The sequence below is a fragment of the Ascidiimonas meishanensis genome, assembly GCF_037782385.1.
Lineage (GTDB): Bacteria > Bacteroidota > Bacteroidia > Flavobacteriales > Flavobacteriaceae > Ascidiimonas > Ascidiimonas meishanensis.
This window is the reverse complement of the sequence record NZ_JBBEXD010000004.1, coordinates 232,910-255,474: the sequence shown is the minus strand read 5'-3', so window position 1 is coordinate 255,474 and position 22,565 is coordinate 232,910. Positions and strand designations below refer to the sequence as shown.

16 protein-coding genes are annotated in these 22,565 nt (G+C 36.1%); 14 read left to right on the top strand and 2 right to left on the bottom strand.

The window, feature by feature from the left end:
• Positions 1-50: 50 nt before the first annotated feature.
• Positions 51-431 (bottom strand): SPOR domain-containing protein, encoded by a 381-nt coding sequence (locus tag WBG07_RS08775; RefSeq protein ID WP_340200434.1) that lies wholly within the window; start codon positions 429-431, stop codon positions 51-53.
• A gap of 218 nt (positions 432-649) precedes the next feature.
• On the opposite strand from WBG07_RS08775, the gene WBG07_RS08770 reads away from it, so the two are divergent.
• The 10 genes from WBG07_RS08770 to queG all read left to right on the top strand — a co-directional run bounded on the left by WBG07_RS08770 (position 650) and on the right by queG (position 14,412).
• On the top strand, positions 650-1,984 hold the full coding sequence (locus tag WBG07_RS08770; RefSeq protein ID WP_340200965.1) for a c-type cytochrome: 1,335 nt from the start codon (positions 650-652) through the stop codon (positions 1,982-1,984).
• A 32-nt stretch (positions 1,985-2,016) separates the two neighbouring features.
• Positions 2,017-5,145: a TAT-variant-translocated molybdopterin oxidoreductase gene (locus WBG07_RS08765; protein WP_340200432.1), complete on the top strand. Its 3,129-nt coding sequence runs from the start codon at positions 2,017-2,019 to the stop codon at positions 5,143-5,145.
• A 31-nt stretch (positions 5,146-5,176) separates the two neighbouring features.
• Positions 5,177-6,904 (top strand): NrfD/PsrC family molybdoenzyme membrane anchor subunit, encoded by a 1,728-nt coding sequence (nrfD, locus tag WBG07_RS08760; protein WP_340200430.1) that lies wholly within the window; start codon positions 5,177-5,179, stop codon positions 6,902-6,904.
• A 9-nt stretch (positions 6,905-6,913) separates the two neighbouring features.
• Positions 6,914-7,438, top strand: a complete 525-nt coding sequence (locus tag WBG07_RS08755) for a DUF3341 domain-containing protein (protein ID WP_340200428.1) — start codon at positions 6,914-6,916, stop codon at positions 7,436-7,438.
• An 8-nt stretch (positions 7,439-7,446) separates the two neighbouring features.
• Positions 7,447-8,004, top strand: a complete 558-nt coding sequence (locus tag WBG07_RS08750; protein WP_340200426.1) for a c-type cytochrome — start codon at positions 7,447-7,449, stop codon at positions 8,002-8,004.
• 21 nt (positions 8,005-8,025) lie between these two features.
• Positions 8,026-9,345: a quinol:cytochrome C oxidoreductase gene (locus WBG07_RS08745; RefSeq protein ID WP_340200425.1), complete on the top strand. Its 1,320-nt coding sequence runs from the start codon at positions 8,026-8,028 to the stop codon at positions 9,343-9,345.
• A gap of 33 nt (positions 9,346-9,378) precedes the next feature.
• Positions 9,379-10,458, top strand: coding sequence for a cytochrome c oxidase subunit II (locus tag WBG07_RS08740; RefSeq protein WP_340200424.1), 1,080 nt, complete (start codon positions 9,379-9,381; stop codon positions 10,456-10,458).
• Positions 10,459-10,503: 45 nt separating this feature from the next.
• Positions 10,504-12,330: a cytochrome c oxidase subunit I gene (locus tag WBG07_RS08735; RefSeq protein ID WP_340200422.1), complete on the top strand. Its 1,827-nt coding sequence runs from the start codon at positions 10,504-10,506 to the stop codon at positions 12,328-12,330.
• A 120-nt stretch (positions 12,331-12,450) separates the two neighbouring features.
• Positions 12,451-13,473 (top strand): Holliday junction branch migration DNA helicase RuvB, encoded by a 1,023-nt coding sequence (gene ruvB, locus WBG07_RS08730; protein ID WP_340200419.1) that lies wholly within the window; start codon positions 12,451-12,453, stop codon positions 13,471-13,473.
• A 33-nt stretch (positions 13,474-13,506) separates the two neighbouring features.
• A complete protein-coding gene (gene queG / locus WBG07_RS08725) occupies positions 13,507-14,412 on the top strand; it encodes a tRNA epoxyqueuosine(34) reductase QueG (RefSeq protein WP_340200417.1) in 906 nt (301 codons plus the stop codon).
• On the opposite strand, the gene WBG07_RS08720 is transcribed toward queG, so the two are convergent.
• A complete protein-coding gene (locus WBG07_RS08720) occupies positions 14,413-15,438 on the bottom strand; it encodes a LacI family DNA-binding transcriptional regulator (protein ID WP_340200415.1) in 1,026 nt (341 codons plus the stop codon).
• A gap of 231 nt (positions 15,439-15,669) precedes the next feature.
• On the opposite strand from WBG07_RS08720, the gene WBG07_RS08715 reads away from it, so the two are divergent.
• The 4 genes from WBG07_RS08715 to ruvA all read left to right on the top strand — a co-directional run bounded on the left by WBG07_RS08715 (position 15,670) and on the right by ruvA (position 22,564).
• Complete coding sequence (locus WBG07_RS08715; RefSeq protein WP_340200413.1) at positions 15,670-17,388, top strand: sodium:solute symporter; 1,719 nt, start codon at positions 15,670-15,672, stop codon at positions 17,386-17,388.
• Between the two features lie 288 nt (positions 17,389-17,676).
• Complete coding sequence (locus tag WBG07_RS08710) at positions 17,677-19,539, top strand: trehalase family glycosidase (protein ID WP_340200411.1); 1,863 nt, start codon at positions 17,677-17,679, stop codon at positions 19,537-19,539.
• Positions 19,540-19,609: 70 nt separating this feature from the next.
• The gene (locus WBG07_RS08705) at positions 19,610-21,898 is read left to right on the top strand and encodes an NADP-dependent malic enzyme (protein WP_340200409.1); all 2,289 of its coding nucleotides are present in this window, start codon (positions 19,610-19,612) and stop codon (positions 21,896-21,898) included.
• A gap of 84 nt (positions 21,899-21,982) precedes the next feature.
• On the top strand, positions 21,983-22,564 hold the full coding sequence (gene ruvA / locus WBG07_RS08700) for a Holliday junction branch migration protein RuvA (RefSeq protein ID WP_340200406.1): 582 nt from the start codon (positions 21,983-21,985) through the stop codon (positions 22,562-22,564).
• The last annotated feature ends 1 nt before the right edge of the window (position 22,565 follow it).

Sequence of the window (22,565 nt, the reverse complement as noted above, 5' to 3'; positions counted from 1 at the left end):
AAAAGCGATCTTAAGATCGCTTTTTACTTTTAATAAACCTTTATTAAAATTTAAGGTGTTAAGATAAAGGCGCTAGGATATTTTGTTTTAACTTCTACCAGTCTTTTATCTGCTTCTAAACGAGTTCTAAATCTGCCTACTCTTACCTTGTAATTGGGGGTTTCAAAGAATACATCACATTCCCATCCAGGAAAGTATAATTTAAACTTTGAAGCAGAAGTTTTGGCTCCAGCAAGATTGCCATTATAGATTTGAATTTTAAAAAACTCTTTGCTACTATTAGCATTTACTTCTTTCTTGAGTGAAACCAATTTATCAATCAGTGGATCTTGACTGATAGTGATGGTTCCGTCTTGTGCCTTTACCCCAGTATTAACAGATATAAAGAGAATAAAGCTTAAAATATTGTATTTATGAGTCAAAAATTTCATGGTAAAAACTATTTTTTACAAAAGTAATTTATTCCGTTAATAAGGTAACGAAAAATATTATTTAGAATTATTATAAATTAAATATTAACGTATCTCGAACATTTCTCAAATCGACTCTATGTCGTATTTTTGCTTCCGAATTTACAGGCACGCTTATTTTTTTTAAAATAATGAAAATATCGTGCCAAATACAAGTAGACAATACATATATGTCCAATATGAAAAAGGTGATACACCGCAATTCAATTTCTAGAATTTTAGGTATTAGCTTGGCGATTACGCTGGCATTTTCAACTTCTCTTTTTGCTCAGGATACAGAGGCGGCAGCACCCGCTTTGGTAGAAGAAGCACCTGCTAACGATTTGGGAGGTGATCCTGAAAAAGGAAAGGCAATTTTTAAAGCAAATTGTGCTGCGTGTCATGCGCTCAATAAGAGAATGACCGGACCTGCATTAGCTGGTGTTGCTGAAAAGTATGAGCGTGAATGGTTGTATAAGTGGATTAAAAACAGTCCGGCATTAATTGCTTCTGGGGATGCTCAGGCAATTGCTATATGGGAAGAGTATAATAAGGCGGCAATGAATACGTTTCCGCAGCTTTCAAACACAGATATAGATAATATTTTAGCATATACAAGTACTCCGCCACCACCCCCAGTTGTTGAGGCAGGTCCTACCGGGAATGTTCAGGTTGTAGAATCTGGAGTTCCAAGTGAGATTATCTTAGGTGCATTGGTGTTGGTGTTTGGTATGTTGGTGGTGATGTTATTCTTGGTGAATAAAACACTTCGAAGAATTGCCGAGGCAAATGGAGTAGAGATTGTAAAGGCTGAAAGTGAAAAGCGACTTCCGTTATGGAAAGCTTTTGCTCAAAATCAATTTTTAGTGATTGTTTCAACAATATTTATTTTACTAGCTAGTGCTTATTATGGGTATGGTTATGTAATGCAAATAGGTGTTGATCAGGGTTATATGCCCGTGCAGCCAATTCATTATTCACACAAGATTCATGCAGGTTACAACGAGATAGAATGTAAATATTGTCATTCTTCTGCAAGGGTTTCAAAGCATTCTGGTATACCGGCAATGAATGTTTGTATGAACTGCCATAAAAATATAGCAGAGTACAATGGAGAAGAAGACTTGGAGAATGGATATACCAAGGAATTCTACACCAAAGAAATAAAGAAGTTGTATGCAGCAGTTGGTTGGGATGAAGAAACCCAAAGTTATACTGGAGAACAACAACCAATCAAGTGGGTTAGAATTCATAATTTACCCGATTTCGCATACTTTAATCATTCACAACACGTAACAGTTGGTAAAATAGAATGTCAGAAATGTCACGGTCCTGTTGAAGAGATGGAAATTATGTATCAGCATTCTCCATTAACAATGGGTTGGTGTATTAACTGTCACCGTGAGACCAATGTTCAGATGGAAGGGAATGAATATTATGAAAAAATTCATGCTCAGTTATCAGAGAAGTATGGTGTGGAGCAGCTTACTGCTGCACAAATGGGTGGCTTAGAATGTGGAAAATGTCACTACTAATAAACGTAAAGGCTAATATCATTATATAAAATATGGCGTCAAACAAGAAATACTGGAAAAGTGTGGAAGAGCTGAACCCTGAAAGTTCAGTCATGGAAACGCTCAAACAGAATGAGTTTGTTGAACAGATTCCGGTAGATGATTTTCTAGGGGATAAAGAGACTCTAGAGGCTTCTTCAACTACCCGAAGAGACTTTCTTAAATATGTAGGTTTTAGTACGGCAGCAGCTACGCTTGCTTCCTGTGACGGACCCGTGGTTAAATCAATTCCTTACATTATACAGCCAGAGCAAATACGCCCGGGAGTAGCAGATTATTATGCGACTTCAATCGCTGACGGATATGATTTTGCTAGTATTCTTGTCAAGACAAGAGAGGGTAGGCCTATTAAGGTTGAAAATAATAAGGATGCAATTGTAGGTGGATCTGCTAATGCCAGAGTGCAGGCTTCCGTTCTTACTATGTATGATGCTCAAAGAGTACAAGGTCCTAAAAAAGGTGGGGAAGATATTTCTTGGTCAGATTTGGATACAGCAGTGATGGCTGGTTTAAACACGGCTCAAAATAGTGGGAAACAAATAGTGTTTCTTACACAGACTTATGCAAGTCCTTCCACTAATAGGCTTGTAGCTACTTTTAAAGAGAAGTTTTCAAATGCTAAACATATTCAGTACGATGCCGTTGCAGAAGATGCTGCTTTAAATGCGTTTGAGCTTAAGTATGGTTCTAGGGCACTTGCAGATTATGATTTTGCGAAGGCAGAAACTATCGTTTCTATAGGAGCAGACTTCTTGTCTGATTGGCAAGGTGGTGGTTTTGATAAGGGCTATGCTGTTGGAAGAGTTCCTAAAGATGGTAAAATGTCATACCATATACAGTTTGAGTCTAATATGTCCCTTACTGGAGCAAATGCAGATAAGAGAGTCGCTTTAACGGTTGCAGAGCAAAAAGTTGTTTTAGCCAAATTGTACGGATACGTAAATGGAGTTTCTGTTGCTGGCAAGAAGTTGTCTGATTCAGTAGAAGCAGCGGTGAAAATAGCGGCGACAAAGCTTAAGAAAGCAGGTTCTAGAGGAGTAGTTGTTACAGGTGTTCAGGATGTGGATGCCCAAGCACTTGCATTGCAGATCAATGAAAATATAAATAGTAAAGTTATAGATGTTAAAGCACCAAAGATGACTCGTCAAGGGTCGGTTGCTGAGGTAAATCAGTTAGTGGCTGATATGAAATCAGGTAAAGTTGGTGTATTGGTAATGAGCGGTGTAAATCCCTTGTATACTTTTCCAAATGTAGGAGAGTTTAAAGAAGGTTTAGAAAAAGTGGGTGTATCTGTTTCCTTTACAATGAAAGAAGACGAAACAGCTTTAGTGGCCAATTATGTGGCGGCAGCGCCGCATTATTTGGAGTCTTGGGGTGATTTGGAAATTAAGAAAGGGAATTATAGTCTTATGCAGCCTACAATTCGTCCTTTGTTTGATACACGACAGTTTCAGGAAGCATTGCTGAAATGGACGGGTATTGAATCTTCTTATTATGATTATATAAAAGAAACATGGACTTCTTCTGTTCTTGGAGGAAGTCAATGGAATAAAGCTTTGCATGATGGGGTTTTTACTGCTTCTTTGGAAGAATCAGTAGTGGCTGAATCAGAGTCGGCTATAATTGATGAGGAAGTTTCTCAAATAGAGGAACCACAAGTTTCTACTGGTTTTGTGGTTGCTTCGGCGGTTCGTAAATTAGGAAATGCTTCTTCTGCTGGTATGGAGTTAGTGCTATACACCAAGGTGGGTATGGGAGATGGTCAACAGGCAAACAATCCTTGGCTTCAAGAGTTTCCAGATCCAATTACAAGAGTTTCTTGGGATAATTACCTAACGATGTCTGCGGCTGATGCAGGAGATACTTATAAAAACTGGAATGTTGCAAATGGCGGTTTAAATGGTAGTTATGCGAATGTTAAATTAGCAGATGGTACTGTTCTTGAAAAAGTTCCTGTAATCATTCAGCCTGGTCAAGCTAAAGGAACGGTTGGTTTGGCATTTGGGTATGGAAAGAAAGCAGCTATGCAGCAGGAAATGCAGACTGGGGTTAATGCGTACGCTTTGTATAAAGATTTTAATAATGTGCAATCGGTTTCATTAGAACCTGTTTCAGGTGAACATGAATTTGCATGTGTTCAACTTCATAATACCTTAATGGGTAGAGGTGATATTGTAAAGGAAACTACCTTAGAGATTTTCAATACAAAATCGCATCATGAATGGAATCATAAACCAGAGGTTTCTCTTAATCACGAAGAAGTAGAAGCTGTATCTGTAGATTTATGGGATTCTTTTGATCGTTCAATCGGGCATCATTTTAATCTATCTATAGATTTAAATTCTTGTACAGGATGCGGGGCTTGTGTAATTGCTTGTCATGCAGAGAATAATGTTCCTGTAGTAGGTAAAGCAGAAGTACGGAAGTCTCGTGATATGCACTGGTTAAGAATTGATCGTTATTATTCATCGGAAGAGACTTTTGAAGGAGATAATAAAACAAAAGATGGTATTGATGGCTTAGGGGATTCCTTGTCTACTTTTAGTGAGATGGAAATTGCATCAGCAAATCCTCAAGTAGCTTTTCAGCCGGTAATGTGTCAGCATTGTAATCATGCTCCATGTGAAACTGTATGTCCAGTAGCGGCAACTTCTCATAGTCGTCAGGGTCAAAATCATATGGCATATAATAGATGTGTAGGTACTAGATATTGTGCAAATAACTGTCCTTATAAGGTACGTCGTTTCAACTGGTTCCTTTACAATAATAATGATGAGTTTGATTTCCATATGAATAATGATCTTGGTAAGATGGTCTTGAATCCAGATGTGAATGTTCGTTCTCGTGGGGTGATGGAAAAATGCTCAATGTGTATTCAGAAAACACAAAAAACTATCCTTGATGCCAAAAGAGAAGGTAGAGAAGTTAAGGAAGGAGAGTTTCAAACAGCATGTTCAGCAGCATGTTCATCAAATTCTATCGTTTTTGGTGATATAAATATGGAGGGAAGCAAGGTTGCAGAACTTAAAGAAAGTGATAGAATGTATCACCTGTTAGAGCATGTGGGAACACGTCCTAATGTTTTTTATCATGTAAAAGTGAGAAACACCAACGAAGCTTAAAATAAATTAATAAGACAATTATAAGAGGATTATGGCGTCGCATTACGAAGCACCTATACGAAAACCCTTAGTTACCGGAGATAAAACCTATCACGATGTAACTGTTGATATTGCTGCCCCAGTAGAAGGAAGGGCAAATAAACAGTGGTGGATAGTATTTTCAATAGCTTTAACAGCATTCCTTTGGGGATTGGGTTGTATTATTTACACGGTTTCAACAGGAATCGGTACTTGGGGTCTTAACAAAACTGTTGGATGGGCCTGGGATATTACCAACTTTGTTTGGTGGGTAGGTATTGGTCATGCTGGAACTTTGATTTCAGCAGTATTGTTACTTTTCCGTCAAAAATGGAGAATGGCTATTAACCGATCAGCGGAAGCAATGACCATTTTTTCGGTAATCCAAGCAGGTTTGTTTCCTATTATACATATGGGACGTCCTTGGTTGGCATATTGGGTAGTTCCAATTCCAAATCAATACGGATCTTTATGGGTGAATTTTAACTCTCCATTATTATGGGATGTATTTGCAATTTCTACATATCTTTCTGTATCATTGGTTTTTTGGTGGACAGGGTTGCTTCCAGATTTTGCGATGATCAGAGATAGAGCGGTAAAACCATTTCAGAAAAAGATATATAGTATTCTTAGTTTTGGATGGAGCGGTAGAGCAAAAGACTGGCAACGTTTTGAAGAAGTTTCTCTTGTCTTGGCTGGTTTGGCAACACCTCTGGTATTATCAGTACACACCATTGTATCATTTGACTTTGCTACCTCGGTAATACCAGGTTGGCATACAACTATATTTCCTCCTTATTTTGTTGCAGGAGCAGTTTTCTCTGGATTTGCTATGGTAAATACCTTGCTTATCATTATGAGAAAAGTGGTGAGCCTAGAAAATTATATTACTGTACAGCATATTGAACTCATGAATATTGTAATCATGATTACAGGTTCAATTGTAGGTTGTGCATACATTACCGAGTTATTTATTGCTTGGTACTCAGGTGTAGAATACGAGCAATACGCATTTCTTAACAGAGCAACTGGACCATACTGGTGGGCTTATTGGGCAATGATGACATGTAATGTGTTTTCACCTCAGTTTATGTGGTCTAAAAAGTTGCGAACCAGTATTATGTTCTCCTTTATCATTTCTATTGTTGTAAACATAGGTATGTGGTTTGAGCGTTTCGTAATTATTGTTACTTCACTTCATAGAGATTATTTACCATCTTCATGGACTATGTTCTCACCCACTTTTGTGGATATTGGAATATTTATTGGAACCATTGGATTTTTCTTTGTTTTATTTCTTCTTTATGCCAGGACGTTTCCTGTAATTGCTCAGGCGGAGGTGAAAACAATTTTGAAATCATCTGGAGAGCGTTTTAAGAAACTACGTGAAGCAGGCAAACCATTGTATGAAATGCCAGCAGCTACTGCTTTAGTAGCAGGAGGAACATTGGCTGTGACGGAAAAAACAGAAACAGTTGCAAATTCAGAAAAGGTAAACGAGTTATTTGAGAATATAGGAACTTTTGACAGCGCGACTCAAACAGCAGATCCCCTTCAGAAAATTAATGGTATAGGGCCAGTTATGGAACGTACCCTAAATCAGATAGGTATTTTTACTTTTGATCAGGTTAGTAAAATGACTGAAAAAGAGTATAATTTGTTAGACGAAATCACAGGCTCATTCCCTGGAAGAGCGGAACGAGATGATTGGGCGGGGCAAGCTAAAGAACTAAAGAAATAGAATCAGTATATGAGCACTAAAGTTGTACAAGCATTTTATAACGATGACGATATATTGATGAATGCAGTCAAGAAAGTAAAGGCTGCACACCATCACATCGAAGAGGTTTATTGTCCTTTCCCAGTTCACGGACTTGACAAAGCAATGGGATTGGCACCTACCAGATTAGCGATTACTTCATTTATGTATGGATGTCTAGGTCTCACGGTGGCAATTTGGATGATGAATTTTATTATGATTGAGGATTGGCCTCAAGATATTGGTGGGAAACCAAGTTTTAGCTATTTTCAGAATATGCCAGCCTTTGTACCTGTAATGTTTGAGCTTACTGTTTTTTTTGCAGCCCACTTAATGGTAATTACATTTTATCTTAGAAGTAAACTTTGGCCATTTAAGGAAGCAGAAAATCCAGATGTAAGAACCACAGATGATCACTTTCTTATGGAAATATCTGTAAATAATAACGAACAAGAAATTACAGATTTGTTGATGCAAACAGGAGCGGTAGAAATTAAAGTATCAGAAAAGCACTAATTAGAAATATGAAAACCTTTATCAATATAGGAATCGCTTTAAGTATAATGGTAATGTTATCTTCTTGTGCGGATAGTTCAAGACCTAATTATCAATACTTTCCCAATATGTATGAGTCTGTTGGGTACGAAACATATTCAGAAGCAGACTTTCTTCCTAACGGTATGGAAGCGTTGTTACCGCCAAACCATACGGTTAAAAGAGGTTGGCTGCCATATGCTTATGAGAATACGCTTGAAGGAAAAGAATTAGCAAGAGCAGCGCTTAGTAGTCCTCTAGATTCCACTATGGTAGAATCCACCATGACCAAGGGAAAAGAACTATACGATATCTATTGTGCAGTTTGCCATGGGACTAAAGGTGACGGACAGGGTATATTAATGAAGCGCGAAAAAATTCTTGGAGTGCCAAGTTATAAAGATAGAGATATCAATGTGGGAAGCACATTTCATGTTTTATACTATGGGTTGAACTCCATGGGATCCTATGCTTCTCAATTAAATGAGCAAGAACGATGGATGGTTTCAGAATATGTAATGAAACTAAGAGAAGATTTAATCAAATAATTATATAGATAGCGACCAGATATGTATACGTTTTCAAATAGATTAAGAACAGCTTCCTTTATATTAATGGTACTAGGTGTTCTTGGGTTAGGATACGGTTTTTTAACAGCACCATCTACGATTGAAGAAGTAAAAGCACTTGAAGCTGCTGCTCATGGAGATGGACATGGAGAAGCTACCCATGGTGAGGGACATCATGAAAGTACAGCAGATGCCCATAGCGAGAAAGACGAGATGGCTCACTATAAACATGCACTTAATTCCTATAAAAATAAGCCTTGGGCTGCATTATATGTGGCGGCTTTCTTTTTTATGATGATTGCTCTAGGCGTGCTGGCATTCTATGCAATACAAAGGGCTGCACAGGCAGGATGGTCTCCTGTCTTATTTAGAGTTATGGAAGGTATTACCGCTTACTTATTGCCAGGAGCTCTTGTGTTAGTAGTGATTTTTATTTTATCCGGAATGCATCTTAATCATCTTTTTGTTTGGATGGATAGTGAAGTGGTGGCAAATGATAAATTACTTCAGGGAAAAGCAGGTTATCTCAGTTTGCCTTTCTTTTTGGTAAGAGCAGTTTTTTATATTGCTGGTTGGGTAGCATATAGACATTTTTCACGTAAATTCTCTATCGCTCAAGACACAGCAGAAGATAATAGTAACTTTAAAAAGAATTTCAGAATTTCAGCAGCTTTTTTAGTATTCTTTTTGGTGACAGAGTCCATGATGTCATGGGATTGGATTATGAGTATTGATCCGCACTGGTTCAGTACGTTGTTTGGATGGTATGTTTTTGCAAGTATGTTTGTATCAGGTATTACAGTAATTGCAATGATTACTATGTATTTGAAATCTAAAGGGTATTTAGAACATGTTAATAATAGTCATTTACATGATTTGGCTAAATTTATGTTTGCCATTAGTATTTTCTGGACCTATTTATGGTTCTCGCAGTTTATGTTGATTTGGTATGCAAACATTCCTGAAGAAATCACCTATTATGTGGCAAGATTTCAAGATTATAAAGTTCCTTTCTTTGGAATGTTAGTAATGAACTTTGTTTTTCCATTACTCATCCTTATGAACAGTGATTTTAAAAGATTAAATTGGTTTGTGGTAATGGCAGGAATTGTGATTTTAGCAGGTCACTATATTGATGTTTTCAATATGGTAATGCCAGGAACTGTTGGTGATAAGTGGTATATTGGTGTAGCAGAAATAGGAGGAGTTTTATTCTTTTTAGGCTTGTTTATATTTGTAGTATTTACAGAGCTTACCAAAGCACCATTATTGGCAAAACGAAATCCTTTCATAGAAGAAAGCAAACACTTTCACTATTAATTGAAGTATTAAAAAGTAAACAGGATAGATATAATGACTACCGTTTTATTAACTAGTATAGTTCTCGTACTTGTATTTATTGCCATCTGGCAAATGACTAAAATTTTTGAACTCTCTCAGCCGAAAAGCGATGAGAATTCAGAAGTTGCAAATGACAAGGATAATAACATGAATGGATATCTAATGTTCGCATTCTTGATTTTCATTTACTTGTTAACCATTTATTCGTTTTGGAAGTATGGTAAATATGTACTCACTAATCCTGCTTCTGAGCATGGACAGGATTATGATCAGTTATTGTGGATCTCTTTTGCATTGATCTTCTTCGTACAGTTCATTACCCAAGCACTACTTCATTATTTTGCTTTTAAGTATAGAGGTCAAAAAGGTAAAAAGGCATTATTTTATGCAGATAATGATAAATTAGAATTTATCTGGACTATAATCCCCGTTATTGTATTGGCAGGATTGATATTATATGGTTTATATACTTGGACAACAATAATGGATATCAATGATGAAGATGATCCTATTATTATTGAACTATATGCACAACAGTTTAATTGGAAGGCTCGTTATGCTGGAGACGACAATGTTTTAGGTGATGCCAATGTTCGTTTTCTTCAAGATTTTGATGGAAAAAATGTGGTTGGTATAGACGCTTCAGATCCAAATGGTATGGATGACGTGGTAAGTACCACAGAACTACATTTGCCTGTGAATCGAAAAGTGATATTTAAAATGCGCTCACAGGATGTTTTACATTCTGCATATATGCCGCACTTTAGAGCTCAAATGAATTGTGTACCCGGTATGATTACTCAATTTTCTTTTACACCTACCGTTACTACAGAAGAAATGAGATTGAATCCTGATATTGCGGATAAGGTGTTAAGAACTAATAAAATTAGAGCTGAAAGGAGCAAGGTGTTGGCAGCAAAAGGCGAAGAACAGTTAGACCCTTGGGAATTTGACTACGTATTGCTTTGCAATAAGATTTGTGGTACTTCTCACTACAATATGCAGATGAAAATTATTGTAGAATCAGAAGAAGAATTTAATAATTGGATTGAAGAACAGCAGACGTTTGGAAAAATGATTGCTTCGGAATAAAGCTATAGAAAAAGAAAATATTAACAGTTTTAATTAAAAAAGATTATGTCAGCAACAGCACACGCACACATAGATGATCATGCACATGATGATCATGGACATCATCACAAAGAAACATTTGTTACAAAATATATTTTTAGTCAAGATCATAAGATGATTTCAAAGCAATACCTAATTACGGGCCTTATAATGGGCTTTATAGGGATTGCAATGTCATTGCTTTTTAGGATGCAATTGGCATGGCCAGGAGAATCATTCAAGATTTTTGAAGTACTACTAGGTAAGTGGGCTCCAGAAGGAGTTATGGATCCCAATATTTATTTGGCATTGGTTACTATTCACGGTACTATCATGGTATTTTTTGTATTAACCGCAGGTTTGAGTGGAACCTTTAGTAACTTATTAATTCCACTTCAAATAGGGGCAAGAGATATGGCCTCCGGATTTTTGAATATGGTTTCATATTGGATGTTTTTCTTATCAAGTGTAATCATGGTCCTTTCTTTATTCGTAGAAGCGGGACCAGCTGCAGCTGGTTGGACTATTTATCCGCCTTTAAGTGCATTGCCAATGGCTCAGGGTGGTTCTGGTGCCGGTATGACATTATGGTTAGTTTCGATGGCAATATTTATTGCATCCTCCCTATTAGGTTCTTTGAATTATGTAGTAACAGTACTCAATTTACGTACAAAAGGGATGTCTATGACTAGACTTCCTTTAACGATATGGGCTTTTTTCATTACTGCTATTATAGGTATCGTTTCCTTTCCAGTTCTTTTTTCTGCGGCACTTTTGCTTATTATGGACAGAAGTTTTGGAACTTCATTCTTTCTTTCAGATATATATATCCAAGGAGAAGTATTGCATTATCAAGGAGGATCACCAGTATTATTTGAACATTTGTTTTGGTTCTTAGGACATCCAGAAGTTTATATTGTTCTTTTACCAGCTTTAGGGATTACATCTGAGGTAATTGCAACGAACGCCAGAAAGCCAATATTTGGATACCGTGCCATGGTAGCATCTATTATTGCAATAGCATTCTTATCTACCATTGTTTGGGGACACCATATGTTTATATCTGGAATGAATCCATTCTTAGGATCCGTATTTACGTTTACAACCTTACTAATTGCAATACCTTCTGCGGTTAAGGCATTTAATTATATCACTACTCTCTGGAAAGGTAATCTGCAGATGAATCCTGCGATGTTATTTTCAATTGGATTGGTGTCAACATTTATTACAGGAGGCTTAACTGGGATTATTCTAGGGGATAGTACTCTTGATATTAATGTACATGACACGTATTTTGTAGTAGCACACTTTCACTTAGTAATGGGTATTTCTGCGTTGTATGGTTTATTTGCAGGTGTGTATCATTGGTTCCCAAAAATGTTTGAGGGTAAGATGATGAACAAAAATCTTGGGTATGTTCACTTTTGGGTAACAGCCATCGCTGCATACGGGGTATTTTTCCCGATGCATTTTATTGGAATGGCAGGATTGCCAAGACGTTATTATCAGAACACGGCTTTTCCTATGTTTGACGATTTTCAAAATGTAAATGTGGTAATTACGGTGTTTGCCCTTATTGCAGGTGCCGCGCAAATAGTATTTCTTTATAATTTTATAAGAAGTATGTTCTATGGTAAAAAAGGATCACAAAATCCTTGGAATTCTACTACCTTAGAATGGACAGCGCCACAAGAGCATATTCATGGAAATTGGCCAGGAGCTATTCCAGAAGTACATAGATGGCCTTATGATTATAGTAAAACCAATGAAGATGGAGAATATGTAATTCCCGGACAAGATTTTGTCCCACAACATATACCACTTCAGGAAAATGAAGAAGAGTTAAATCATTAAAATATATAAAACCTCCAAATGGAGGTTTTTTTATGCGAATTTATGATTCAACAGGCAGTGCAGAATTAATACATTAGGCACAGTTTCTTTGTCATTTGATTTCTATTATCTTTGTGAGGTATGAATTCAAATTTAGACCCCACAGACGATCATTTTACTCCTGAAGAAAGGGATGTAGAAAAAGCATTAAGACCTTTAGAGTTTGACGACTTTACAGGACAGGAAGCGGTATTAGAAAATTTAAGGGTCTTTGTAGAAGCATCCAATCAAAGAACAGATGCATTAGATCATACGCTTTTTCATGGACCACCAGGGTTAGGAAAAACCACCTTAGCGCATATTCTCGCAAATGAATTAGGAGTGGGTATTAAGGTTACTTCAGGGCCAGTATTGGATAAACCTGGAGATTTAGCAGGTTTGCTTACCAATCTAGAGGATCGTGATGTACTTTTTATAGATGAAATCCATAGATTGAGTCCGGTGGTGGAAGAATATCTTTATTCTGCTATGGAGGATTACAAAATTGATATTATGATAGAAAGCGGGCCAAATGCAAGGTCTGTTCAAATAAACTTAAATCCTTTTACGCTGGTAGGTGCAACCACTAGATCTGGTCTCTTAACAGCGCCTATGCGAGCCCGTTTTGGCATCAGTAGCAGACTTCAGTATTATGATACTGAACTGCTTTCTACTATTATTGAAAGAAGTGCATATATTTTAAAAGTTCCTATATCAAAAGAAGCTTCTTATGAAATAGCCGGGAGAAGTAGAGGTACTCCTAGAATTGCAAATGCGCTTTTAAGAAGAGTTAGGGATTTTGCCCAAATTAAGGGTAATGGAAAAATAGATATTGAGATTGCAAAATTTTCTTTAAAAGCACTTAATGTAGATGCACATGGTCTTGATGAAATGGATAATAAAATCCTTACCACTCTCATTGATAAATTTAAAGGAGGACCTGTAGGGATTACCACCCTAGCAACTGCAGTTTCCGAAAGTGCTGAAACCATTGAAGAAGTGTATGAACCCTTTTTGATTCAACAGGGCTTTATCATGAGAACTCCAAGAGGAAGAGAAGTTACGGAACAAGCTTACACACATTTGGGAAGAATTAAAGGAAATATTCAAGGAGGTCTATTTTAAGAAGTATTGAGCCCTAGCGAGACATACACTAAAATGATTAAAACCGAAGCTAAACGCCTCGGTTTTCTGTCTTGTGGCATTTCAAAAGCTGCTTTTTTAGAAGAAGAAGCACCTCGTTTGGAAGATTGGTTAAACAAGAATCATCAGGGTGAGATGCGCTATATGGAAAATCATTTCGACAAGCGCTTGGACCCAAGATTACTAGTGGATGGTGCTAAATCTGTTATTTCTGTTTTATTGAATTACTATCCAAGTGAATTTCAAAAATATGAAGATGCTCCTAAGATATCCAAGTACGCATATGGCATGGATTACCATTTTGTGATTAAAGACAAGCTTAAAAGTTTATTGGCTTTTATAAACACCGAAATTGGTGAGGTAAATGGTAGAGCCTTTGTAGATTCTGCTCCTGTTTTAGATAAAGCCTGGGCGGTTAGATCTGGTTTAGGCTGGATGGGAAAGCACAGTAACGTGCTTTCAAAAAAAACAGGATCTTTTTATTTTATCGCAGAACTTATAGTAGACTTAGATCTTGAATATGATACCCCAGTCACAGATCATTGCGGCTCTTGCACCGCTTGTATAGATGCGTGTCCAACTCAAGCCATTGCAGAGCCTTATGTTGTGGATGGAAGTAAATGTATTTCTTATTTTACCATTGAGCTAAAAGAAGAAATACCTTCCTCATATCAAGATAAATTTGATAATTGGATGTTTGGATGCGATGTTTGTCAGGATGTCTGCCCTTGGAATCGTTTTTCTAAGCCCCATAGAGAACCGCTATTTAATCCGCATCCAGACTTATTGAATATGAGTAGAGCCGAGTGGCAGGAAATTACGAAAGAAGTATTTAATGAGTTATTTAGAAAATCGGCTGTAAAAAGAACAAAATTTGAAGGTCTTATAAGAAATATTAAATTTCTAAATAAATCTGATTGACTATAATTTTCGGGTACTTTCTCTGACGATAACTTCGGTGGGAAGTTCTATATATTGCTTTTCAATATGCTCTTCGGTTTTAGACTTTTGAATCTCATCAAGAAGAATAGAGATTGCCTTTTTACCCATTTCAAAATTAGGTTGTTCCACAGTAGAAAGAGTAGGGCTAACAATACTTGAAAGTTCCCAATTGCTAAACCCCATAATAGATACTTCTTCAGGAACTTTTATTTTTTTCTTTCTAAGAGCAGTAAGAGCTCCAGAGGCAATAAGATCTGTAGTAGCAAAAACACCATCTATATCAGGATATTTATTAAAGGCATCATTGGTGAAATTAATACCTTTCTGATGTGAATGATTAATGCACCCATATACTAGTTTAGCGTTATATGGGATTCCGTGTTTTTTTAAAGCCTTTTTATATCCTTCTAAGCGGTCAGCACAGCTTTTAGTGCTTAGAGGTCCATTTAAATGCAATATTTTTTTACAACCAGTTTTAATTAGATAGTCAACAGCTGTATAAGCCGCATGTTTGTCATCTATAACCACTTTGCTGCATTCTATTTCATCAGTCACCTTATCTATAAGTACGAATGGAATGTCTTTATCTTTTAGCTTTCTTATATGCTCAAAAGAATTCGTTTCATTTGAAAGAGACATAATTATACCATCTACTCGCTGGTCTATCAATAATTCAATATTTTTTTCTTCCATTGAATAGAAATCACCAGATTGAAGGGTAATGACCAAATATCCTTTTTTTTCAGCTTCATGAATAATTCCATTAATAACATTAGAGAAAAAATGATGAGCTATTTCTGGAATTATAACTCCTATAATTCTAGATTCTTTATTCCTGAAATTTACAGCAAGAGCACTAGGTTTATAGTTAAGTTTTTCAGCTAATATTTTTACATGCTGCTTTGTTTCCTTGCTTATATCAGGGTAATCTTTTAATGCTTTTGAAACCGTGGTAACCGAAACGCCCAGTATTTCTGCAATATCTTTTAGTTTCACAACTTTCATGATGTGCTGTATTATCTTCTATTAATTCATGGATACTTCAAAAGTAATGCTATTTTAAACAATATTTTTTTTTTAAGACGATAAAATGTATATTCGGCAGCCTTATTAGGTAAATAATACTAAATTATTAATATTTGAATAGTAATATTACATTAATGCTAATAAATTCATTCTAACCAGTTTAGGTGAAAATCTATATTTTTTACATTTAACTAGAACAAAAAGAACCTTATGAATTCATTATCTGCCATTGACATCGGTGTTATTGTTGTATATCTTGTGGGGATTATCATCTACGGAATCTCAAAATCAAAAAGGAGTAGTTCTGAAGATTATTTTTTAGGAGGTAGAACCATGACTTGGCCAATAGTTGGAATTGCCCTTTTTTCGGCAAATATTTCAAGCTCTACATTAGTAGGTTTAGCCTCGGATGCGTATCAAACTAATATTAATGTTTATAATTACGAATGGTTCGCCGTAGTAGTTCTTATTTTCTTTGCTATTTTCTTTCTTCCATTTTATTTAAAGTCTGGTGTTTACACAATGCCAGAGTTTCTTCAAAGACGCTATGACAATCGTTCCAGATATTATTTCTCTTTTATAACGGTAGTAGGTAATATTTTAGTGGATACTGCTGCAGGATTGTATGTAGGTAAAATTGTTCTTACCTTATTATTTCCTGGTCTTAGTTCTACATTAATTTTAGTTATTTTGGCGGTTGCTGCTGCTGCTTATACAATACCAGGTGGGTTAAATTCCGTAATTCAGACGGAGGTTATTCAGGCCATTCTACTCGTTATAGGATCTTGTTTACTTACTTATTATGCATTTGAGCAACTAGGTGGCGGATGGGGTACTATGATGGACAGCTTAAACAATATGTTGGCTAGTGGAAATGTAGATTTTGGAAATAGAGTAGCTGAAGGTAAATATATTCCTGCAAATGCAGATGAAGTTTTTAGTTTGGTAAGACCTTCAAATGATGAATTTATGCCATGGTGGGGATTGCTTACAGGAGTTCCTTTGCTAGGTTTTTATTTTTGGGCCAATAACCAGTTTATGGTACAAAGAGTTTTAGGAGCCAAAGACCTAAATCACGGTCGTTGGGGTGCACTCTTTGCAGGTTTTCTAAAATTACCTGTAATCTTTATCATGGTAGTCCCCGGAGTACTCGCATTGCTACTCTTCAACACATTAGATATTTCAGAACTCAATTATGCACTTACCAATGGTGAAATTTGTAAAGATTTAAGGGATTGTCCTAATCTTACCTATCCCGTATTACTTTTCCAATTATTGCCAACAGGTATTCTAGGTCTTGTAGTAGCAGGATTAATGGCGGCTATGATGTCTTCGGTTTCTGCAACCTTTAACTCTGCATCTACTCTGGTGACTATGGATTTTGTAAGACAGATTAATCCTAAATTAACAAGTTTACAGTTAGTAAGAGTGGGTCAGATAACTACAGTAATATTGGTGGTGTTAGCCATTCTATGGGTACCCTTTATTGAAAGAGTAAGTGATTCCTTATGGACATACCTCCAATTGGTAATAGCCTATACATCTCCCCCGGCAGTATCAACTTTTGTGCTGGGGCTATTTTGGAAGCGGGCCAATGGTACTGGTTCCATTGTGAGTTTATTGTTTGGGTTTTTTGCTGCTATCTTTATGATATTATCGCAGGTTTTTGACTGGGTACCAATGATTAATGAATTGCATTTTCTTGCAAAAGCTACTTGGCTATTTGTGGTTTGTGTAATTATACATGTTTTTGTGAGTGCTGCTACGCCACCGCAATCTGCGGAGCAAGTGGCAGAGTATACCTATAGAAAAGAAATTTTTACTGCAGAAACAGAAGAAATGAGATTATTGCCATGGTATAAAAACTACCGCATTTTAGCAGTGATCCTGTTAGTTTTAACATCAATTATAGTGGGGTATTTTTGGTAAAAAAACTAAGTTGAAGGAGGTTTTTTTTAATTTTTTGTACATATCAGAAATTGGAATGAATACTAATTTATCAGCTATTGAACTCTGTAGAGTTTAGTGTGCTACAAAAAAACAAAGTACAATGACAGGTTTAAGTATTGTATTTTTCTTTTGAGATGTTACCTTGGATTCTGTAGCTGGTGCATGGTGGTTTAAAGCTAAAAGATTTAAAAACATATTTTATTACACATTAGTCCGATGGCTATTTTACTTGTTTCATATTTTATTTTAAAAAATTGACAGAAAGAGATGCTGTTCAAGCTTAATATTGAAAAAACGCTTCATAAATTATTGGAGCAGGAAGATACAGATGGTGATAAAAAAATCACCAAAGAAGACAAGGGTCCTCGTTCTTTTGAATTAATTACGGTGGATGGGCTTCCTTATGAAGTAAAGGGAACATACTATTTATCAAATCTTTTACAAGAGCTTGCTTTGGCAAGAGCTAATGGTGATACAGAAGTTAAAGTTTCTCTGCGAAAAATAGAAGAACCTCCAGCCTCCAGAATTTCTAGAATGATCCGCTATTATTTCTGGAACGATCTTACGCGAACTGTTGACAAAGAAGGACTTAAGAAAATCTTAAGTGATGACAAAGCAGATGATACTTCGCAAAGAATTTACGTCCCCTCTTCAGATACAGAAGGTGTTAATTATTTTGAATGGCTAGCAAGTGAATACCCAAACCTTATAGTGGAAATACTCCCAGAAAAGATTACCCCAGCGTATGTAAAATCAATTAATGATAAACCGGGAATACTGTCTTTAAAAATAGTCAATGATAAAGGAATTCCTTTTGTAGTGCCCGGTGGCAGATTTAATGAGATGTACGGATGGGATAGTTACTTTGAAGGAGTAGGGCTCCTTTTAGATGATAGAAAAGATTTGGCAAAAGCAATGGTAGATAATTTTTGTTATCAGATTACCCACTATGGTAAAATATTGAATGCCAATAGGTCTTATTATCTTACAAGAACGCAACCTCCATTTTTAAGCTCTTTTATTTTAGAAGTGTTTGAAGCTGGAAACAGTATTTCATTAGAATGGCTAAAAGAAACGATGTCTGTAGCTATTCATGAATATGAAACGGTTTGGATGGAGCAAAGTAAAAGACTTTGCGATAATGGCTTAAACAGATATTTAGCCGAAGGTATAGGCATTCCCCCCGAAACAGAAAAAGGACATTTTGATGAAATTCTTAGCGAGTTTGCAATGAAAGCTGAGATGCCTAAAGAAGAGTTTGAAGCAAAATATATTTCTGGTGAAATCAAGAGTGAAGCATTAGATGAATATTTCATTCATGATCGCAGCCTTCGAGAGAGTGGGCATGATACTTCTTGGCGATTAGACAATGTATGTGCAGACCTTAATACAGTAGATTTAAATTCGCTACTCTATAAGTATGAGGAAGATTTTGGATACCTCATTAAAAAATATTTTGACGGAGAGTTTCAATCTATTAATGGAAAAATATACACTCACGATTATTGGAAAGAAAAAGCTAAATTTAGAAAACAAAAAGTAGATAGTTTGCTCTGGGATGCAAATCATGGGGGTTATTTTGATTATAATTTTGTAATGCAGAAGCAAACGTATTTTGAATCTGCCACTAATTTTTATCCGCTTTGGGCCAAAATGTGTTCAGAAGATCAGGCAGCCCTTTTAGTTAAAAATTTGATGAGGGATTTTAAGGCTAAAGGTGGGGTTTTGGCCACCACTCATGCTTCTATAAAAGAAATTGGAAAGGGAAAGGCGTCAAGACAATGGGATTATCCAAATGGCTGGGCACCTCATCAAATGCTTATTTGGAAAGGCTTATTGAATTATGGGTATAAAAAAGAAGCACAAGAATTAATCTACAGATGGTTATGGATGATCACTAGAAATGCGGTTGACTACAACGGTACTATTCCAGAGAAATACGATGTTGTGAAATGTACACACAAGGTGTATGCAGAATACGGAAATGTAGGAACCCAATTTGATTATATTACAACTAGTGGTTTTGGTTGGATGAATGCTTCTTATCAATTAGGACTTCATTTACTAAAAGACAGTTTGCTAGAAAAGCTAAATCAACTAAAAGATCCAGACAATCTCTTTAATTCTTAAAAAGTAAAGGAGACATGACTTAGTTAAGTCAAAGAATACTTTTACATTTGTAAACGCATAAAATTATGTCATGAGCAAAGAAAGTAAAAGGAGAGAAGCACTGGTTTATCATGCCAAACCACAACCTGGAAAAATAAAAATTGTACCAACCAAAAGATATGCAACTCAGCGAGACCTTGCGCTGGCTTATTCACCTGGAGTAGCAGAACCTTGTCTTGAGATAGCAAAAGATCGTAAAAATGTCTATAAATATACTGTTAAGGGCAATCTTGTAGCAGTAATTACCAATGGAACTGCTGTGTTAGGTTTAGGTGATATTGGTCCTGAAGCTTCAAAACCCGTGATGGAAGGAAAAGGCTTGCTTTTTAAGATTTTTGCGGATATTGATGGAATTGATATTGAATTAGATACTAAAGATGTAGATAAGTTTGTTGAAACTGTAAAAACCATAGCACCTACCTTTGGAGGGATTAATCTGGAAGACATTAAAGCTCCTGAAGCTTTTGAAATTGAAAGAAGATTAAAAGAAGAGCTGGATATTCCAGTAATGCACGACGATCAACATGGTACAGCTATCATCTCTTCAGCAGCATTGCTAAATGCGCTGGAAATCGCAGAAAAGGATATTGAAGAAGTTAAAATTGTAATTAGTGGAGCAGGAGCTGCAGCCGTTTCTTGTACACGACTTTATAAGGCCTTTGGAGCTAGCTCTGAGAATATAGTGATGCTTGATAGTAAGGGAGTAATAAGAAAAGATCGAGAAAATCTTTCCGGAGAAAAATTAGAATTTGCTACAGATCGTAAAATAGATACTTTAGAAGAAGCAATGAAAGACTGCGATGTGTTTATTGGTTTATCTATTGCCGATATAGTAACTCCCGAAATGTTGAAATCAATGGCTACTGATCCTATTGTTTTTGCAATGGCGAATCCCAACCCCGAAATAGATTATGACCTTGCCATAGCCACCCGCAAAGATATTATAATGGCTACAGGTCGGTCAGATCATCCTAATCAAGTTAATAATGTATTAGGTTTTCCTTTTATTTTCAGAGGTGCTTTAGATGTTAGAGCAACCAAAATTAATGAAGCAATGAAAATGGCTGCGGTAAAAGCACTTGCAGAATTAGCTAAAGAACCTGTTCCAGAACAGGTAAATATAGCGTATGGTGAAACCCGTATGGCATTTGGAAAAGAATATATTATACCTAAACCATTTGATCCAAGACTTATTGGAGAAGTGCCGCCAGCAGTTGCAAAAGCAGCTATAGAAAGTGGGGTCGCAACAGAACCAATAGAAGACTGGGATGGATATAAAGAAGCACTCCTTCAAAGATTAGGTAATGATAATAAGTTGGTAAGACTTTTACACAATCGAGCAAAAACAAACCCTAAAAAAGTAGTATTTGCAGAAGCAGATCAGCTAGATGTATTAAAAACTGCGCAAATTGTTTATGATGAAGGGATAGCCATACCCATATTATTAGGGAATAAAGAAACTATTGTTGAACTTAAAAAGGAAATTGAATTTGATGCAGAAGTGGAAATTATTGATCCTAAAACAGATGAATTCAATCTTATCAAGAAAAAATATGCAACAAAATATTGGCAATCTAGAAAGCGCAAAGGAGTGACTTTGTATGACGCTGAAAAGAAAATAAGAGAACGTGATTATTTTGCTGCAATGATGGTGAATGAAGGAGATGCAGACGCCCTTATTTCTGGTTATTCAAGAAGTTATCCAACAGTGCTTAAACCAATGTTAGAATTGGTAGGTAAGGCACATGGAGTTTCAAAAGTAGCTACTATGAACCTTATGATTACAGAAAGAGGCCCTATGTTTCTGGCAGATACCTCAATAAATATAGATCCAAGCGCAAAGGAACTAGCCAAGATAGCCCAAATGACCTCACAAGCAATCAAAATGTTTGCTATGGAACCTGTGATTGCGATGCTTTCATATTCAAATTTTGGTTCTTCAGTGAGTGAAAAAGCAACCAAAGTAAAAGATGCTGTAAGTTATTTGCATAGACATTATCCCGATATAGCAGTAGATGGAGAGTTGCAATCAGATTTTGCATTAAATCGTGAAATGTTAGAAGGGAAATTTCCTTTTTCTAAACTAGCTCGTAAAAAGGTAAATACGTTGATTTTTCCTAATCTTGATGCTGCGAATATCACTTATAAATTAATGAAAGAACTCAATCAGACAGAATCCATTGGCCCTATCATGCTTGGGATGCGCAAACCAGTGCATGTATTGCAATTAGGAGCAAGTGTAGATGAAATGGTGAATATGACAGCCATTGCGGTGATTGATGCTCAAGAAAAAGAAAGAAGGTCTAAAAATCATTCTTAAGCTTTAACGTTTGCAACAGTAAGAGAATGCTTCATTTGTAAATAATTTTATTACATTTGAAGCATTAACATTTTAATAACATTTATGATCACACATCTTAACGGGAAGCTGGTAGAAAAAAATCCAACTGATGTGGTAATTGAATGCAATGGCGTAGGCTATTTTTTAAATATTTCTTTAAATACATTTTCCAAAATTCCAGACGTTGAACATCTTAAATTATATACACACTTATTAGTGCGTGAAGATTCTCATACGCTTTATGGTTTTGCAGAAAAAGGAGAGCGTGAAATATTTCTATTGCTATTATCCGTCTCAGGAATTGGAGCAAGTATAGCTAGAACCATGTTGTCTTCTATGAACCCAATTCAGATAAGGGATGCAATTGCATCTAGTGATGTGGCTGCTATTCAAGCGGTAAAAGGAATTGGTGCAAAAACTGCACAACGTGTAATTATAGATTTGAAAGATAAAATTCTTAAGATTTATGACATGGATGAAGTTTCAAGTCTGCAAGGCAATACAAATAAAGAAGAAGCGTTATCTGCTTTAGAGGTGTTGGGCTTTAACCGTAAACAATCTGAAAAAATTATAGATAAGACTGTTAAAGAAACCCCTGATTTAAGTGTTGAAGAGATAATAAAAAGAGCGCTTAAAAATTTATAGA

What these genes read in the sequence shown, in the direction of transcription:
- WBG07_RS08775 (WP_340200434.1), bottom strand. Translation starts at nt 431, where the DNA reads ATGAAATTTTTGACTCATAAATACAATATTTTAAGCTTTATTCTCTTT.
- WBG07_RS08770 (WP_340200965.1), top strand. Translation starts at nt 650, where the DNA reads ATGAAAAAGGTGATACACCGCAATTCAATTTCTAGAATTTTAGGTATT.
- WBG07_RS08765 (WP_340200432.1), top strand. Translation starts at nt 2,017, where the DNA reads ATGGCGTCAAACAAGAAATACTGGAAAAGTGTGGAAGAGCTGAACCCT.
- nrfD (WP_340200430.1), top strand. Translation starts at nt 5,177, where the DNA reads ATGGCGTCGCATTACGAAGCACCTATACGAAAACCCTTAGTTACCGGA.
- WBG07_RS08755 (WP_340200428.1), top strand. Translation starts at nt 6,914, where the DNA reads ATGAGCACTAAAGTTGTACAAGCATTTTATAACGATGACGATATATTG.
- WBG07_RS08750 (WP_340200426.1), top strand. Translation starts at nt 7,447, where the DNA reads ATGAAAACCTTTATCAATATAGGAATCGCTTTAAGTATAATGGTAATG.
- WBG07_RS08745 (WP_340200425.1), top strand. Translation starts at nt 8,026, where the DNA reads ATGTATACGTTTTCAAATAGATTAAGAACAGCTTCCTTTATATTAATG.
- WBG07_RS08740 (WP_340200424.1), top strand. Translation starts at nt 9,379, where the DNA reads ATGACTACCGTTTTATTAACTAGTATAGTTCTCGTACTTGTATTTATT.
- WBG07_RS08735 (WP_340200422.1), top strand. Translation starts at nt 10,504, where the DNA reads ATGTCAGCAACAGCACACGCACACATAGATGATCATGCACATGATGAT.
- ruvB (WP_340200419.1), top strand. Translation starts at nt 12,451, where the DNA reads ATGAATTCAAATTTAGACCCCACAGACGATCATTTTACTCCTGAAGAA.
- queG (WP_340200417.1), top strand. Translation starts at nt 13,507, where the DNA reads ATGATTAAAACCGAAGCTAAACGCCTCGGTTTTCTGTCTTGTGGCATT.
- WBG07_RS08720 (WP_340200415.1), bottom strand. Translation starts at nt 15,438, where the DNA reads ATGAAAGTTGTGAAACTAAAAGATATTGCAGAAATACTGGGCGTTTCG.
- WBG07_RS08715 (WP_340200413.1), top strand. Translation starts at nt 15,670, where the DNA reads ATGAATTCATTATCTGCCATTGACATCGGTGTTATTGTTGTATATCTT.
- WBG07_RS08710 (WP_340200411.1), top strand. Translation starts at nt 17,677, where the DNA reads ATGCTGTTCAAGCTTAATATTGAAAAAACGCTTCATAAATTATTGGAG.
- WBG07_RS08705 (WP_340200409.1), top strand. Translation starts at nt 19,610, where the DNA reads ATGAGCAAAGAAAGTAAAAGGAGAGAAGCACTGGTTTATCATGCCAAA.
- ruvA (WP_340200406.1), top strand. Translation starts at nt 21,983, where the DNA reads ATGATCACACATCTTAACGGGAAGCTGGTAGAAAAAAATCCAACTGAT.